This window comes from Natronorubrum daqingense (genome assembly GCF_001971705.1).
GTDB classification, from domain to species: Archaea; Halobacteriota; Halobacteria; order Halobacteriales; family Natrialbaceae; genus Natronorubrum; species Natronorubrum daqingense.
Genome location: NZ_CP019327.1, coordinates 886,938 through 902,951 on the forward strand (window position 1 = coordinate 886,938; position 16,014 = coordinate 902,951).

Here is a 16,014-nt window from a genome sequence, read left to right on the forward strand (position 1 = left end):
ACCGCGTGACCTAACGGTGGGAGAATCGAGTGGTGGCTAGCTCAGCTGTGAGTGCTCGAGTCGCGTCGCCAACGACGGATAGATCGCGACGAGTTCGTCGTACACGGCCTCGTTCGTCACGTCGAATTTCTCGGCGACGGCGTCCAGTCGATCGATCGGCTGAACGTGTTCGTGACCCCACCAGACGGGGTGAGTCAACAGCTGAAACGAGTCGGCGTCGGACACGGCCCGTACCGAATCGATCGGCGGCCCCTCTCGCCATCGGCCTCCCGAGTCTGAGATATACGCCGAGAGGAGTTCCGAACTGTAGGCGTTGACCATTCCGCTAATCGTGGGTGGCCCGCCGAGGAGTTGCTCCGCTGGCCGATGAAACGACATCGATTCGACTGGGCCGACACCCACTGCCTCGAGACGCGACCGTGCTTCGTCGATCGTCGCCCGTTCAGCCGGTCCGAGCCCCCCCTCACGACTGGCAGTCCGTTCAGCCCGGTCGCGTGTAGTGCGAATTCCAAGATCGCAGTGCAAGCCGATCTCGTGACCGAGCGCTTGAATCTCGAGGAGAATGTCTCGCTGCGCCTCGAGATCGTACAGTGGTGATCTGGGAAAGACCATGTACGTCGTCGAGATACCCAGTTCGTGCTCGACGTAGGCTAACTCGAGTGCCTCCTCGAGACAGACGTCGACATCGTGACGGACGAACGCGGTCCGTGATGCGTTCGACCGGGACTCTGGGTACGCAGAGAGCGTGCGGAGATCGAATCGAGTCTCGAGCGTGTCGATTAGCTGTCGGTAGTAGTCGTAACTGAAATCCTCGCTCCACTCGACGTTTTGGATGTGGTCCGTTCGACTCATGGGTCGTCCAGTTGTGCAAGGAGTTCGGCGGTCTCCGCTGTGCCAACGTTCAGGAGCGGATCGACGATGGACAACTGCGGGACGAACTCGTCGAATCGCTGCTCGTAGCGGGGATGGGTCACCGACTGATACTCGAGTGAAATATCGGCGTCCTCGAATCGATCGTGCTCGAGGTACGAGCGCGCGCCGGTGCCCGAGAAGTACCGATCTGCGTCCACTTCCTCGCAGAGACGAACGATCCGGTCCGTTTTCGACGCGTCAACATCGAGTTCCGACGAGCGGACGAACGTACACTCGAGATCGAGGTGATCTGCAATCGTCCGAACGAGGTGAATATTCAGCTCACACAGCGAGTCCCACGACTGCGCATAGACGTCGTCGAAGATCGGCCACCACTCTTCGAACGCCGACGCTTTGCCGTAATTCTGCCTGAGACTCTTTCGGTGCGTGTCCCGCCAATCGTCGTTCGCGATGTCAACGCTCGAGATTTCGCCACTCGATCCGGCGACGGGGACGGTGAGCCACGACCAGCCGTCCGGCGTCTTGATCTTGTTCCGGTTGATCCAGGAACTGGACGTGTATTCTACGTCGTCGAGGAAGACGAACACGTCGCTCGTCTGGATCTTGTGGAAGTAGCCGAGCCACGGCAGGTAGTTTGGCTGGTGAATCGCGACTGTGCGTTCACGTTGACGACCACTGCCTGTCGAGTGCGTCGCGGATTCGGATTCTGTCGGCGCTGACGATGACTCCGGACGTGTGGAGCGATTCGCTGGCCGTTCGTCTCGATCGAGAGACTGTCGGTTCAGATCAGTCATCGTATTGGTTCCTCACGCTGTTCTACTTGCGCAGGGTGGCAGTCGTTGCGTTCCACAGCGACCGCGCCGTTCAACGCCGTTGCCACGAAGCGGGGATTCATCGAAATTCAGCTGAATAACACTCATCAGGTAGTATTGTTAATCGCCGCTAACCAGACGGTAGCACGTAAATAATTTGCAGATATTCAGCGATGTGAGTACGTCTACCCGTTCGCTTCTGAAGAGCTATCCGAGACGGACACAACACGAGTAAGTCTGTGCAGGTACGACGCCAGCGTAGAACAGTCGACGTCCTGTGGAGCCCGTATCGAGAAACTCGACGTGAGACAATTCACCTCGAGTGTGAGCACACTCGAGTGAAGGTGAAAGGCCGTTAGAAGGGGCTTTCCGGTTCGTCGGAACCGTTCTCAGTCGACTCAGCGTTCAGTTCGCTCTCGCCGAGCCACTCGAGTGCGTCCTCAACGTCGTGCGTCGGCGGCGAGCACGTCCGGTCCCGGCAGACGTACAGCGTGGGTTCGTCGTCACGGGCCGTTCGACCGGCCCAGATCGGCGGTTCTTCCGAAAGGTCGAGCCGTTCGAGCCACGCCTCGAGTCCGTCTTCGGCCGGCGGTCGACGCGCGAACAGTCGATCCGGATGGTACGATTCCGCGAATCGGTCGCGCCACTCCTCGGGAAGTTCGTCGGCTGCGACCGTGACCTCGAGTGCACCCGCCTCGAGTCGATCCGCCGCGAGACAGAGCGAGGCGTGCTGGAGGGCGTTCGCTTCGATTCGGTTCGCGTGGGTCTCGAGGACCGTCGATGCAATCGTTTCGAAGTCCTCGCGGGCGAAGCTATCGAGGGCGAGCAGCGTCTCGACGGCCACCCCGGTCGCCGAGGGCGTCGACTGATCGTCCAGTTCCTGTGGGCGCGTGACGAGCGACTCGCCGCTCTCGGGCGTAAAGTACAGCGTCCCGCGGGCTTCATCCCAGAACTCGGTCTCGATGGTTCGGGCGAGTTCGAGGGCGAACGCGAGGTGCTCGACGGCCCCGGTCGCTTCGTAACACCGCAGTGCCCCCCGCGCGAGAAAGGCGTAATCCTCGAGGTAGCCGTCGACGGCGACGTCTCCGTCCTTGTATCGCCGCGCGAGCCGGCCCTCGTCCTCGTCCCAGAGTTGCTCTCGGACGAACTCGAGGGCGTCGACGGCTAATTCGGCGTACTCGTCGTCTCCGAGCACGAGGGCGGCCTCCGCACAGGTATCGATCAGCATGCCGTTCCAACTCGCGAGGACCTTCTCGTCCCGATTGGGGCGCGGGCGGGACTCTCGGACTTCAAACAGCTGTTCGCGGGCGGTCTCGAGTCGCTGCTCGACGTCACGTTCCTCGAGGGCGTACTCCTCGGCGAGGTTGGCAATCGAACGAACCCGGTTCGGCTGGTTCGTCCCTTCGAAATTCCCCGACTCCGTGATGTCGTATCGGTCACAGAAGAGGTCTGCCGTTTTCTCGTCGGAGACGGCGTCGTGAACTTCTGCCGGCGTCCAGACGTAGAACGCACCTTCCTCGCGCTCGCCCGTCTCCGGATCCTCGCTCTGGGCGTCGAGCGTACTGAAGAAGCCGCCCTCCTCGTGAGTCAGCTCTCGGTCGACGAACTCGAGGGTCTCCTCGACGATTTCGGCGTAACGCTCCTCGCCGGTCAGTTGATACCCCGCGAGGAACGCGCGCGGAATCGACGCGTTGTCGTAGAGCATCTTCTCGAAGTGCGGAACCGTCCAGTCCTCGTCGACGCAGTAGCGGTGGAACCCGCCGCCGACGTGGTCGTAGAGCCCGCCTTCGGCCATCGCGTCGAGCGATTCCTCGAGCACCTCGAGATACTGTTCTCGGCCAGTTCGATCGTACGCGCGAGCGAGGACGTGGAGGCGAGACGGTTGTGGAAATTTCGGCCCGCCGGAGCCAAAACCGCCGTGCTGGCGGTCGGCACTCCTGAGCGCAGCGTCTGCTGCTGTCCTCAACACCTCACTCGAGGGCGGGTCGGCTGCAGCAACGGAGTCGGGGGTCTCCTCGAGTCGGTCTTTCGCCGCGTCGGTCCACTGTTGTGCGCGGTTTTCGACCTCGTCTCGGTCCTGTTCCCACGAGGTCGTAAGCTGCTCGAGCACGTCGAGAAAGCCCGGTTGGCCGCGTTTCGCTTCCTTCGGGAAGTACGTCCCGATGTAGAAGGGCTTTCCCTGTGGCGTGAGCCACGCGGAGAGGGGCCAGCCGCCACGTCCGGTGACGAGTTGGGCGACGGTCATGTAGATGCTATCGACGTCCGGGCGCTCCTCGCGGTCGACTTTGATCGGGACGAACTCCTCGTTGAGGACCTCGGCGACGTCCTCGTCCGCGAAGCTCTCCTCTTCCATGACGTGACACCAGTGACACGCCGAGTAGCCGATCGAGAGGAAGATCGGCACGTCGTGCTCGCGAGCCGTCTCGAGTGCCTGTTCGTCCCACGGCTGCCAGTTGACGGGGTTGTCGGCGTGCTGGCGCAGATAGGGACTCTCCTCCTCGTCCAGACGATTTCGCCGGGTAGGCGTGCTCATGTAACGGGATACAGCCTCCCGGCCTAAAAGCCCCGCGTCGAAACGCGACGACCGAGTAGGGTGTGCTTGAATTCCCGACGGACCACTGGGACGGACGCGATACGACGGTCGTACTGACCGTTTTACGCGTGGGCGGCGGGAATCGGACGAAAATCACAGATGCCGATGTCGATTCTGAACTCCGTCGAACCCGTCGGAAAGACGATGAACCCTCGCTCGAGTGACGCACTGACGGCGTCGAAAAATGAACGATGTTGGTCTCAGGTCCGTGGAGAGTCGGCGACGTCTCTCTCGAGGCCTCTCGCGGCTCGTCGGCCAGTCATGGAGACGAGGACCATCGAGAACCCCGTCACGAGCAAGCTCACGCCGAGGAGCACTCCGATCGCCCACGTCGCGTCGGCGGGGAAACCCGCCCAGAGCAGGCCCGCGAGGACGAGCGAAATGATCCCGCTGACTGCGACGTATGCCATTCCGTCGTGGCCTCGCATTCGAACGCTCGCCGCGAGTTCGGTCAGCCCGTCGACGACCAGAAAGGCGATGACCAAGAGCGTGAGCGTCGCGAGACCGACGATCGGGTTCACGAGCAAGAGGAGTCCCGCGACGACTGCGACGCCAGCGAGGACGACCTGCCAGAGCGTTCCGCTCCAGCCGCGATTCGCGTGTGCGGTAATCGCGTGTGCGATACCACTCGCGACGAGTAGCGCCCCGAGAAGGTAGGTTATCGACAGGCCCGTCACGAACGGGAACGCGATCGCGAGGATGCCGAGGAGTGCGATGACGCCACCGGTGATTCCGACCAGTTGCCAGTCCACGTCGAGTGGGAACGGATCGACGGCTGACTCGTTGGGTGTAGATTCCATGGCTCTCGTCTCGTATGAACGACACGAGCGGCTATATACGTCGCTGACAATTTTTCCGTCAATCAGCGCCGTAGACCAGTCCACGGGCGCGAAAATGGGAGAATCAGGAGATTGCCGTTCGGTCGTTACTCCGTCAGCATGCGTCGAAGCACGAGGTGGAGCACGCCCCCGTTCTCGACGTACTCGACTGCAGCAGGCGTACCGACCTGCGCGGTCACGTCGAACTCGGTCGTCTCGCCGTCGCCAGCCTCGGCGACGACGGTGAGTTCGGCGTTCGGCTCGAGGCCGTCGTCGAGGCCGCGAATCTCGAACGTCTCCGAGCCGTCGAGGCCGAGTTCCTCCCAGCCGTCGCCGTCCTCGAACTGCAGGGGCAAGACGCCCATCCCGAGGAGGTTGTCACGGTAGATCCGTTCGTAGCTCTTGCCGATCGTCGCGCGGACGCCGAGCAGGTCGGTTCCCTTCGCCGCCCAGTCGCGACTCGAGCCGGTGCCGAGTTCGTCGCCGGCCATGACGACGAGTGGGGTGTCGTCCTCGCGGTAGCGCTCGGAGGCCTCGAAGACGGTGGTTTCCTCGTCCGTCGGGTGGTGGATGGTGTACCCACCCTCCTTGCCCTCGAGTAACTGGTTCTCGATGCGGACGTTCGCGAAGGTGCCACGCATCATGACCTCGTGGTTGCCCCGACGGGAGCCGTAGGTGTTGAACTCGTAGGCTTCGACGCCGCGCTCTGCGAGCCACTGGCCGGCGGGCAGGTCCTCGCTGAACGGCCCTGCCGGACTGATGTGATCGGTCGTGACGGTGTCACCGAGCATGAGCAATCCGCGTGCACCTTCGATGTTCTCCACGCCGGGTTCCTCGAGCGGGAAGTCCTGGAAGAACGGCGGCTCGCGGATGTACGTCGACTCGTCGTCCCAGTCGTAAACGTCGCCCGTCGGCGCGTCGAGTGCCTCCCAGCGCTCGTCGCCCTCGAAGACGCTCGCGTACTTCTCCTCGAACAGTTCGGCGGAGACGTTCTCGTGGATCGTCTCCCGAACCTCTTCTGGGTCCGGCCAGACGTCCTCGAGGTAGACCTCCTCGCCGTCGTCGTTCGTGCCGATCGGCTCGTTTTCGAGGTCGATGTCCATCTTGCCCGCGAGACCGTAGGCGACGACCAGCGGCGGGCTGGCCAGGTAGTTCGCGCGGATATTCGGGTGAATTCGGGCCTCGAAATTGCGGTTGCCCGAGAGGACGCTGGTCGTCCAGAGATCGTGCTCGTCGATGGCAGCCTCGATCGGCTCGGCGAGCGGGCCAGTGTTACCGATACAGGTCGTACAGCCGTAGCCGACGACGTGGTAGCCCAGTTCCTCGAGGTCCTCGAGGAGATCAGCCTGTTTGAGGTACTCCGTGACGACCTTGCTGCCGGGTGCCAGGCTGGTTTTAACGTACTCCGGGATCTCGAGTCCCTGCTCGGCTGCATTACGCGCGAGCAGGCCCGCGGCGACCATCACCGACGGGTTCGAGGTGTTCGTACAGCTCGTAATCGCACTGACGAGAACGGAGCCGTGACCGATCTCGACGTCGGTGCCGTCCTCGAGCGTGACGGGAACCTTTTCGTCGAGTCCGGGCTGTTCTTTCTCGACGAGTCCGCCGTCGCTCTCTGCGGCTCCGGAGTCGATCACACCCTCTTCGGCGAGCAGCGTCGGGAAGTGCTCGTCGAGATCGCCCATCGGGATGCGGGCGTGGGGCTTCTTGTGGCCCGCGAGGCTGGGTTCGACGGAGCCCAGATCGAACTCGACTGTCTCGGTGAACTCGGGGTCGTGGTCGCCAAAGAGTCCCTGAGCCTCGAGGTACTCGCGGACGAGGTCGATGTGGTCCTCGTCGCGACCAGTGAGCTCGAGGTAGTCGAGCGTCTTCTCGTCGACGGGGAACATCGAGATCGTACAGCCGTGTTCAGGCGACATGTTCGAGATGGTCGCGCGGTCGGCGACGGAAAGCTGGGAGACGCCCTCGCCGTAGAACTCGACGAATTTGTCGACGACGCCAACCTGGCGGAGCTTCTCGGTGATGTGAAGCACGAGGTCCGTCGCGGTTGCGCCCTCGGGGAGTTCGCCCGTGAGCTCGACGCCGACGACCTCGGGCAGCGTCATCGTGATGGGCTGGCCCAGGAGGGCGGCTTCGGCTTCGATCCCGCCGACACCCCAGCCGACGACACCGATGCCGTTGATCATCGGCGTGTGGCTGTCGGTGCCGACGAGGGTGTCGGGCAGGAGCCACTGTTCGCCGTCTTCTTCGCGTGCGTGGACGACTTCACCGAGGTGCTCTAAGTTGACCTGGTGAACGATCCCGGTCCCCGGCGGGACGACGTTGAAGCCGTCGAAGGCCTGTTCGGCCCACTTGATCGCGCGATAGCGTTCCTCGTTTCGCTCGTACTCGAGTTCGACGTTCTGTTCGTAGGCGTCTTCGCTCCCGAAGTAGTCGACCTGGACGGAGTGGTCGATGACGAGGTCACAGGGGACTTCGGGTTCGACGACCGAGGGATCCTTTCCGGCCCGATCCGCGGCCGAGCGGAGGGCGGCGAGGTCGACGACCGCCGGAACGCCGGTCAGGTCCTGCAGGACGACGCGGGAAGGCTGGAAGGGCACCTCGACGTCCGGCACGTCCGGTTCCCAGGACGCTGCGTTTTCGACGTCCTGTGCAGAAATCGTGTCGCCGTCTGCGTTTCGGAGGACCGCTTCGAGTAGCACGCGAATACTCACCGGCAGTGTCTCGAGGTCACAGAGTCCCTGTTCCTCGAGTACGGTGAGGTCGGCCATCTTGTACGTCTCGCCGTCGTGGTCGAACTCCCGGATTGCATCCGAGAACTCATCGATTGCCATACAGTGACTTCGGGGCGGGGGGTTTTGAATCTCCCGAGAACTCCCTGTAGGGCGCAGTTACGCCCAATATTTGTCGTATATTGGTATGTGATTATATGGATGGTTCGCCAATATCACGCGAACGCCGACAGACAACGAACGGGAATAGACACCCTGTCGATAATACAGCGAGTTGTTATCGGTAATATAAACTGCATGTCGAACGTGTGTTTCTACTTCGACGACGTTACTCGCGACGCACGTACTCGAGAAACGAAAACTCGTCGTGGGCGTCACGCGAGCGTTCCTCCCACCCACCGTCTCGATCCCACTCTGGGAACACGGTATCGCCGACGGGGTCGTCGTGCACTTCGGTGACGACGAGTCGATCGAGGGCGGGCAGGAACTGTTCGTAGACGGTTGCCCCACCCGCGACGAAAATGCGGTCGGTGCCGTCGTGGTGTTCGTCGGCCGCTCGCTCGGCTTTCTCGAGCGCCTCTCGAAGATCGTTCGCGACGACGGCGCTCCCGTCGTCGGGCGTCTCGAGGTCCCGACTCGTCAACACGACCGTCGTTCGGCCGGGAAGGGGCTCACCGAGTGCCTCGAGAATCCCCTCGTAGGTGACCCGACCCATGATGACCGGGTGAGCCATCGTCGCCTCCTTGAAGTGGGCGAGATCCTCGGGGATGTGCCAGGGCATGTCGCCGTCTTTGCCGATAACGCCGTTTTCGGCGACGGCGACGATTCCGACGAGTTCGCGGTCGGTCTCGAGGTCCGTCTCGGCCGTCGACTCTGTCGCCGTCATTCTGCCACTGCGAACTCGATGCCGTCGTGGGAGTCGTACCCCTCGAGCGTGACGTCTTCGTAGCGCAGTTCGTCGATCGAAACGTCACTCACCTCGAGCGTCGGTCGCTCGAGTGGCTCGCGGGCGAGTTGCTCGAGCATGCCGGGCACGTGATCGAGGCGTTCGTCACCCTCGGCCTCGGCGGGGGCCTCGGACTCGAGCCACGTCGCGACCTCGCGGTACTCCTCGCGGTCGTCGACCGCGGCGAGTTTGGACTGGAGGTTCTCGAGGTTGTCTCCGTACCACTCCCCTCGAGCGCCTCGTCCACAGTAGACGTGCGCGTCGACGACCGTGTGGGCGAACGAGCCGGGTTCGAAGCCGGTTTCCTGTGCGATAACCTTCGTGAGCAGGGCGTACGCCGCAATATTGAACGGAACGCCGAGTGCGATGTCCCCCGAGCGCTGGGTCAGGTGGCAGTTCAACCGATCACCTTGCACGTTGAAGACGAACGAGTAGTGACACGGCGGCAGCGTCGAGACGGCCGCGTTGGCCGGATGCCACGCGTTGACGACGAGTCGCCGGGAGTTCGGCGAATCGGAGAGCGTGTCGATCACGTACTGCAACTGGTCGAACGTCCGGGTGCCGTCGGCCTCTTCGGTGACCCACCGGTGGCTCTCGTCGGGCCAGGACTCACCCTCGAGTCGGTTCGATTCCTCCGGGACGGGGAACCGTCGCCAGAAGCGCCCGTACGCGGTGTCGAGTTTGCCTTCCTCGTCGGCCCACGCGTCCCAGATCTTCGTCTCCTCGCGTAGCGTTCGGATGTGTTCCTCGCCGGAGAGATACCAGCAGACCTCGTGGAGCATGGAGTCCCAGCGGTAGCCGTCCATTTGTTTGGTCGTCAAGAGCGGGTACCCCTCCTGAAGATCGACCTCGTAGTGCTCGCTGAACGAAGAAATCGTGTCGACGCCGGTGCGATTGGGTTTGTACGCCCCCTCGCTCAGAGCCGCGTCGACGAGATCAAGGTACTGTTGCATTATCCACCCATTTTGGCCCCTCGTTCTTTAGCGTTGACTTCCACGTATCGACGTGACAAACTATCGTCGGGTCTGATTTTATTGCTGGAACTCACGGACGCAATATCAATTAAGAGAGCTGTTCGTTGTTAACTCCCGTCTGACTCCGATCCGAGAAGAACGTCTGTATCGGCAATCACGGGTCCATTCGACCGGTACATCGATCGAGGTACTCACGCGATTTGTCTTCCTGTTCTTGAATTGCATCACGCATTTCGTCGACTTCGTCTTCTGTAAAGGTTCCCGTGAGATCAAGCAGCGACCGTTTGCCCGCCAGACGTTCGACCACCTCAGAGAACGACTCTCCAGATTGCTTGTGACTTTTGAGTTTCCTGTACGCATCTTCGGTAAGCCTAATAGTTCGATACTCGGTATCACCCATCACACATCTCTGTGCAGTTTCCGCTTAAATATTCCTCCAATTACACATAACCGGTTCCGATCACTTTCACTTCGCTGTCCAAACCCTCTTTATTCCCGCGGGCGTCCCGACGAGCGATGACCGCTCGAGTCGGTGTCACCGTCCTCGCCCTCCCACCGTCGGCACTCGAGAACCGACCCGTCGCGACGCTCGAGGACCTCGCGAGCACCCGCGAGCCGGACGCCGTCTGGGTGCTCGGCCCGTCTCGAGAACCGCAGGCGTTCGCCCGCGCCAGGAGCGTCTTCGAGGTGGCAGTGTTCCACCCGCCACTCGAGACGACCGGCGATGGGCCACTTCAGCGACAGCCACTCGAGGGGGGCGAGAACGAGGCTATCGAGGAGCGTGACGCGCTCGATCTCACCGTCGCACCGAGTCTGCGAGCCATGGACGCCGATCGAGAGACCGCCTCGAGCACGCTCGCCCGCAGATCCGTGGACGCAGATAGTCCGCCGCTCATCTGTGACGACGTGACGACGACCGTTCGACCGACGGCACTCGCGGCCGAACTCGAGGGCGCGAAAACGCTGGCATCGGTCGCGCCGACGGGGGCCGTAACGACCGTACTGACCGGCAGCGAACCGGCCGGGTACGACGCCCTCTGGCACCTCGAGGCCGAGTCCGGATCGGTTCGAGCCGTCGACCACGACCCGATCGGTACCGTCGATCCACTGGATTCGGAGTCAGTTTCGGTTCGCGTTCGGGGAGCGGGGCCTGCGGAGGGGTACGGCGAGAGTCGTTCGATCGCGACGCTGAAACTGGACGCGAACGGGGTTTCGTCCGTCGACACCGACGACGTGACCGATTTCGGTCTCGAGTCAGTCTCCGGAATCGGCCCGAAAACGGCCACCAGACTCGCTGAGCGAGGGGTAACGACGCGGACGGGCTTGCTCGAGGCCTCCCTCGAGACGCTTGCGTCGCTCTCGGGCGTCGGTGCCGAACGCGCCCGGACGATGCACCGGCACGCGCGGGTGCTCGAGACCGGCGAGGCGCGCCGGCTGACCGACGAGTCGCTGCCGGGAGAGCACTGGTCGACGCCCCCGCTGTGTCTCGATATCGAGACCGACGGCCTCTCGCCGACGATTCTCTGGCAGATCGGCGTCTACGACCCCGCGGCCGACGAGTATCGCGCGTTCGTCGAACGCGAGGACCCCTCCGATCCGGGACCGGTGCTCGAGGCCTTTTGTGACTGGCTGCTCGGCGTCCATCCGAATCGCGCGCTGCTCACGTGGAACGGCTGGGGGTTCGACTACCGGCACCTCACCTCGTTCGTCGCGAAGCACGCCCCGTACTACGCCGAAGAGTGGGAATCCATCCCGAAGTTCGACCTCTACTGGTGGGCCGCGAAGAACGAGCACGCGTTGCTCCCCGGCCGGACGAACGAACTCGGGGTCGTCGCGGACGCGATGGGCTTCGACGGCGCGAAGACCGGCCTCGACGGGGCGCAAACTGCCGCTGCCTACCAGCGATTCATGCGAACCGGGGAGCCACTCGAGTGGGAACGCCACGAAGCCTACTGCGAGGACGATTGCCGGGCGCTCTGGCACGTCTACGAGCGCCTGCAGGATGCGCCTCGAGACGATGGGGCTTCTGCGGACGAGTCGACCACCGCCCCGGTGACTCGAGACCCAGCGACTCGAGACGCGAGTCGTGCGGACTCGAGTGAGGGTGGATCCGACTCGAGTTCAGCTGCCACGGCGACGACAGAGGCGGACGAAACCGAGCAAAGCGGCTTGAGTGATTTCTAATCCATGAGCGACCAACGACAGTCGCGTTCTGCGGTCCCGGTCACCGGCGACGAGCTGGTCGAAACCTTCCCCGGCTCGCCCGGCAGTGCGACCATCCTCGAGCGCCCGGGCCGAGACGCGACGCGAGTCCCGAGCGAGAACGTCCTCCGAGCCGCCCTCGCCGACTCGCTCGAGCACGACCTCTACTCCCATCAGGCTCGCGCGCTCGAGGCGCTCGCACGCGAGGAACACGTCTGCATCGCGACGAGCACCTCCTCGGGAAAGACTCGCGTCTACGCGCTCCAAATCGCACGAAACTACCTCGAGGCGCAGGCTCGAGGCGAGGAGTCGACGGCGTACCTGCTCTATCCGACGAAAGCCCTCTCGCGCGATCAAGAGGCCAGTTTGAACGACCTCTTCGAGGAACTCGGCCTCGACATCACTGTCTCCGTCTACGACGGCGACACCGAACGCGGGACGAATCGCAAACGAATTCGCGAGGAGGCGGACGTCATCATCACGAACTTCGCCGGCGTGAACACGTACCTCGCCGACCACGACCGCTGGGCGCGGTTTCTCGGCGCGTGCGATCTCCTCGTCATCGACGAATCACACACTTACACGGGCGTCCACGGCATGCACGTCGCCTGGATCGTGCGGCGGCTCAAACGTGTGCTTTCGTACTACGGGGCTACACCCCAGTACGTGCTCACAAGCGCGACGATCGGCAACCCCGGCGAGCATTCGCGGGCGCTGATCGACGAATCGGTCACCGTCGTCGACGAGGACGGCTCTCCGCGCGGACCGCGGGATCTGGTCCTCTGGAATCCGCCGCCGCGGACTCGAGACGACACGGCCGACGAACGCGACGAGTGGCGCGACGGCGACGAGAACGTCGCCGATCACGCTGCGAGTGACGGCGAGGATGGCATCCTCGAGCGCCTGCCCGCCACCGTCGAAGCGCCGCGCGTCTTCTCACACCTCACCTATCACGACGCGCAGTCGCTGTTGTTCACCCCCTCGAGAAAGCTCGCCGAACTCTCCATCAAACGCGCCACGAAGTATCGTCACGACCGGCAGCGATACTACGCGAATCCTGACCGAGGGAGCGCGCTCGAACCCTACCACGCGGGCCACTCGCGGCGCAAACGCCACGGGACGGAACACCAGCTCAAGACGGGCGTCCTCGACGGCGTCGCCTCGACGAACGCCCTCGAGTTGGGAATCGATATCGGCGAGATGGACGCGACCGTGCAACTCGGTTACCCCGGCCAGCGTCAGTCGTTCTGGCAGCAAATCGGTCGGGCGGGTCGGGGCGAGAATCGAGCGCTCTCCGTCCTCGTCGCCGAGCACCGCACGCTCGATCAGTACGTCGTGAACACGCCGGAGTACCTCCTCGAGAACGACGTCGAGGACGCCGTCGTCGACGTCGACAACGACGCGGTTTTCGCCCAGCACCTGCGTTGTGCTGCCAGTGAACTCGCGCTCGGGGAACGCGATATCGACTCCCTCGCCGAGCGCGAGCGACTCGAGCGAGCCGTCGAGATGTGGCGACGAGCGGGCCAACTACAGGGCCACCTCGAGACGGGCGTCTCCTACGTCGGCCCGCCGCGGCCCCAGCGATCGATTTCGCTGTACGCGACGACCGGCAAGGAGTACGAGGTCGCACTCGAGGAGGGATACGACGGCGACGCCGACCCGGAGATGGAGCCGTTGGCGAAAGAACGGGTGCTGCGGGACTTCCACGAAGGCGCGGTTCGGTTGCACCAGGGCCGACAATACGAGGTAACCGCCGTCGACCACGACTCGCCACAGCCGTCGGTGACGCTTCGGCCCACGAACGCGGACTACTACACGCGCACGCAAACCGACGTAACCGTGCTCGACGCGGTCTCCGAAGAGTCTCGAGAAATCGGCGACTTCACGCTCCACTTCGGGCGCGGGCGAGTGCTCGTTTACCACGGCACCTACGACAAGGTCGCCATCCACGGCGGACAGAAAGAAGAGCAAGCGATTCCGACCGACAACCCGCCCCTGTCGATGGACACGCAACTGTGCTGGCTCGAGGTGCCCCAGGCCGTCGAGGACGCCCTCGTCGAGAAGTACCGCGACTTCTCGATTCCCGAACTCGAGGGCGGCTTCGCGGGCACGGCCCACCTCGGCTACGCGGGCGGCCTCCACGCCGCAGAGCACGCGACGATCGGCGTCGCGCCCCTCGAGTTGATGGTCGACAAACGGGATCTGGGCGGCCTCGCGACGCTGACGATCGATTCCCACCTGGACCCCGACGGGGAGTCGGGTGAAGATGAACGACGCGAGAGACGAGCAACGGAGGAGGACGCACCGAAGAACATCGCCGCGGCCGAGGCCACCGTCCGCGAGATCGCGATGGGCCTCGAGCACCAACCGGCGAGCGGCTGGTTCATCTACGACGGCATCGAAGGCGGCCTCGGCTTCGCTCGAGCCATCTACGAGAACTACGAGGCCGTCGCCGAACGCGCACGGGATCTCATCGCCGACTGCGACTGCGGCAACGTCGGCGGCTGTCCCGCCTGCGTGATGGACGAGCAGTGTGGCAACGACAATCAGCCCCTCCACCGCGGCGCGGCAGTCGACGTACTCGATCAACTGCTCGGGAACGCGGATACCGAGACGCTCGAGGAACACGCGTCCGAGGAGGGCCACGGCGGAGACCGACGGCCACCGTTATTTTACGCGTGAGTCTCAGCGTCGGGTACTCATATCCGTGCATAGGTTCGACTCGAGAAAAGAGCAACACTTACAGGTTCGTGCGTTCCGCTATCGACCATGCCAGAGACCGTGCTCCTGATCGGCGGCGGCGGTCGCGAACACGCCATCGCCCGCGCGCTCGACGACAGTGAGGCCGACCTCTACGCCTGCGCCGGGAATCGAAATCCCGGCATCGCCCGTATCGCGAGCGAGTTCGAAACGCTCGAGACGACCAATCCGAAGGCCGTCGTCGAGTTCGCCGAGGAAATCGGCGCGACGATCGCCGTTATCGGTCCCGAAGGCCCGCTCGAGGCCGGTGTCGCCGACGAACTCGAGGCCGCCGGCATCTACGCCTTCGGCCCGAAGCAGTCGGACGCCCGCATCGAGACGGACAAGGCGTTCCAGCGCCGGTTCATGGACGAACACGACATTCCCGGCTGCCCGGACTTCGAGACGTTCGACGACATGGACGCAGCCTGCGAGTTCGTCGACGAGTACGACGGCGACCTCGCGATCAAACCCGCTGGCCTCACTGGCGGGAAGGGTGTGAAGGTCATCGGCGATCAGGTGACGCCAGAGGAGGGCAAAGCGTACATTCGGGAGTCGGGGTACGACCGGATCGTCCTCGAGGAGCGACTGATCGGCGAGGAGGTCACGATTCAGGCGTTCGTGGCCAACGGCGAGTTCCGGACCGCACCCGCCGTCCAAGATCACAAGCGCGCGTACGAAGGAGACGAGGGGCCGAACACCGGCGGCATGGGCAGTTACTCCGCGGCGACGAACGAACTGCCGTTTATGACCGACGACGACTACGAGACGGCCGTCTCGATCATCGAGGCGACCGTCGACGCCCTCGAGGACTACCGTGGTATTCTCTACGGGCAGTTCATGCTCACCAGCGGGGGCCCGAAAGTCATCGAGTTCAACGCCCGCTTTGGCGACCCCGAGGCGATGAACACCCTCCCCGTCCTCGAGACCGACTTCCTGGACGTCTTGATCGCGGCTCGAGACGGCGACGCGCCGCCGGAACTCGAGTTCGGCGGGCAGGCGACGGTCTGTAAGTACGCCGTCCCGGACGGGTATCCAACGGACCCGGAGGCCGGTGCGAAGGTACAGATCGACGAAGAGAGCGCCGGAGACGCGTATCTGTTCTACGCGAGTGTGGATGAACGCGACGACGGCATCTACACGACGACCTCGCGTTCGTTCGCCGTCGTCGGACTGGCGGACTCGATTACCGAGGCCGAAGCAATCGCCGAAGACGCCCTCGCGGTTGCCGGGGACGACGGATTACACATGCGCCACGACATCGGTAAACCCGACCTCGTCCAGCAGCGAATCGACCACATGGACGAACTCCGAAGCGAGTAATC

General features: G+C 63.5%; 11 protein-coding genes. 3 read left to right on the forward strand and 8 right to left on the reverse strand.

The genetic code is table 11. The features are described 5' to 3' along the window. Window positions 1–36: 36 nt before the first annotated feature. The 8 genes from BB347_RS04370 to BB347_RS04405 all read right to left on the reverse strand — a co-directional run bounded on the left by BB347_RS04370 (window position 37) and on the right by BB347_RS04405 (window position 10,148). Window positions 37–852 (reverse strand): hypothetical protein, encoded by an 816-nt coding sequence (locus BB347_RS04370; RefSeq protein ID WP_076578029.1) that lies wholly within the window; start codon window positions 850–852, stop codon window positions 37–39. Further along, window positions 849–1,667 (reverse strand): WbqC family protein, encoded by an 819-nt coding sequence (locus BB347_RS04375; RefSeq protein ID WP_083687679.1) that lies wholly within the window; start codon window positions 1,665–1,667, stop codon window positions 849–851. The genes BB347_RS04370 and BB347_RS04375 overlap by 4 nt, the downstream gene beginning before the upstream one ends. 373 nt (window positions 1,668–2,040) lie before the next feature. Further along, window positions 2,041–4,218, reverse strand: coding sequence for a thioredoxin domain-containing protein (locus BB347_RS04380; protein ID WP_076578027.1), 2,178 nt, complete (start codon window positions 4,216–4,218; stop codon window positions 2,041–2,043). A gap of 260 nt (window positions 4,219–4,478) precedes the next feature. Beyond that, a complete protein-coding gene (locus BB347_RS04385; RefSeq protein WP_076578025.1) occupies window positions 4,479–5,078 on the reverse strand; it encodes an HdeD family acid-resistance protein in 600 nt (199 codons plus the stop codon). A gap of 125 nt (window positions 5,079–5,203) precedes the next feature. Continuing rightward, the gene (acnA, locus tag BB347_RS04390; RefSeq protein WP_076578023.1) at window positions 5,204–7,930 is read right to left on the reverse strand and encodes an aconitate hydratase AcnA; all 2,727 of its coding nucleotides are present in this window, start codon (window positions 7,928–7,930) and stop codon (window positions 5,204–5,206) included. A 226-nt stretch (window positions 7,931–8,156) separates the two neighbouring features. Beyond that, window positions 8,157–8,714, reverse strand: a complete 558-nt coding sequence (locus tag BB347_RS04395) for a dihydrofolate reductase (RefSeq protein ID WP_076578022.1) — start codon at window positions 8,712–8,714, stop codon at window positions 8,157–8,159. Beyond that, the gene (thyA, locus tag BB347_RS04400) at window positions 8,711–9,727 is read right to left on the reverse strand and encodes a thymidylate synthase (RefSeq protein WP_076578020.1); all 1,017 of its coding nucleotides are present in this window, start codon (window positions 9,725–9,727) and stop codon (window positions 8,711–8,713) included. Before thyA ends, BB347_RS04395 begins: the two co-directional genes overlap by 4 nt. A 175-nt stretch (window positions 9,728–9,902) precedes the next feature. Then, on the reverse strand, window positions 9,903–10,148 hold the full coding sequence (locus tag BB347_RS04405) for an antitoxin VapB family protein (RefSeq protein ID WP_076578019.1): 246 nt from the start codon (window positions 10,146–10,148) through the stop codon (window positions 9,903–9,905). A gap of 116 nt (window positions 10,149–10,264) precedes the next feature. Here BB347_RS04405 and BB347_RS04410 point away from each other — a divergent pair, with 116 nt between their 5' ends. From BB347_RS04410 to purD, 3 genes are all read left to right on the forward strand, one after another. After that, on the forward strand, window positions 10,265–11,932 hold the full coding sequence (locus BB347_RS04410) for a ribonuclease H-like domain-containing protein (protein ID WP_076578017.1): 1,668 nt from the start codon (window positions 10,265–10,267) through the stop codon (window positions 11,930–11,932). Between the two features lie 3 nt (window positions 11,933–11,935). After that, window positions 11,936–14,632, forward strand: coding sequence for a DEAD/DEAH box helicase (locus tag BB347_RS04415; RefSeq protein ID WP_076578015.1), 2,697 nt, complete (start codon window positions 11,936–11,938; stop codon window positions 14,630–14,632). 87 nt (window positions 14,633–14,719) lie between these two features. Continuing rightward, complete coding sequence (purD, locus tag BB347_RS04420; RefSeq protein ID WP_076578013.1) at window positions 14,720–16,012, forward strand: phosphoribosylamine--glycine ligase; 1,293 nt, start codon at window positions 14,720–14,722, stop codon at window positions 16,010–16,012. The last annotated feature ends 2 nt before the right edge of the window (window positions 16,013–16,014 follow it).

Bases quoted from the DNA above. Each gene is read 5' to 3' on its own strand.
- BB347_RS04370 (WP_076578029.1), bottom strand. From the start codon at position 852: ATGAGTCGAACGGACCACATCCAAAACGTCGAGTGGAGCGAGGATTTC.
- BB347_RS04375 (WP_083687679.1), bottom strand. From the start codon at position 1,667: ATGACTGATCTGAACCGACAGTCTCTCGATCGAGACGAACGGCCAGCG.
- BB347_RS04380 (WP_076578027.1), bottom strand. From the start codon at position 4,218: ATGAGCACGCCTACCCGGCGAAATCGTCTGGACGAGGAGGAGAGTCCC.
- BB347_RS04385 (WP_076578025.1), bottom strand. From the start codon at position 5,078: ATGGAATCTACACCCAACGAGTCAGCCGTCGATCCGTTCCCACTCGAC.
- acnA (WP_076578023.1), bottom strand. From the start codon at position 7,930: ATGGCAATCGATGAGTTCTCGGATGCAATCCGGGAGTTCGACCACGAC.
- BB347_RS04395 (WP_076578022.1), bottom strand. From the start codon at position 8,714: ATGACGGCGACAGAGTCGACGGCCGAGACGGACCTCGAGACCGACCGC.
- thyA (WP_076578020.1), bottom strand. From the start codon at position 9,727: ATGCAACAGTACCTTGATCTCGTCGACGCGGCTCTGAGCGAGGGGGCG.
- BB347_RS04405 (WP_076578019.1), bottom strand. From the start codon at position 10,148: ATGGGTGATACCGAGTATCGAACTATTAGGCTTACCGAAGATGCGTAC.
- BB347_RS04410 (WP_076578017.1), top strand. From the start codon at position 10,265: ATGACCGCTCGAGTCGGTGTCACCGTCCTCGCCCTCCCACCGTCGGCA.
- BB347_RS04415 (WP_076578015.1), top strand. From the start codon at position 11,936: ATGAGCGACCAACGACAGTCGCGTTCTGCGGTCCCGGTCACCGGCGAC.
- purD (WP_076578013.1), top strand. From the start codon at position 14,720: ATGCCAGAGACCGTGCTCCTGATCGGCGGCGGCGGTCGCGAACACGCC.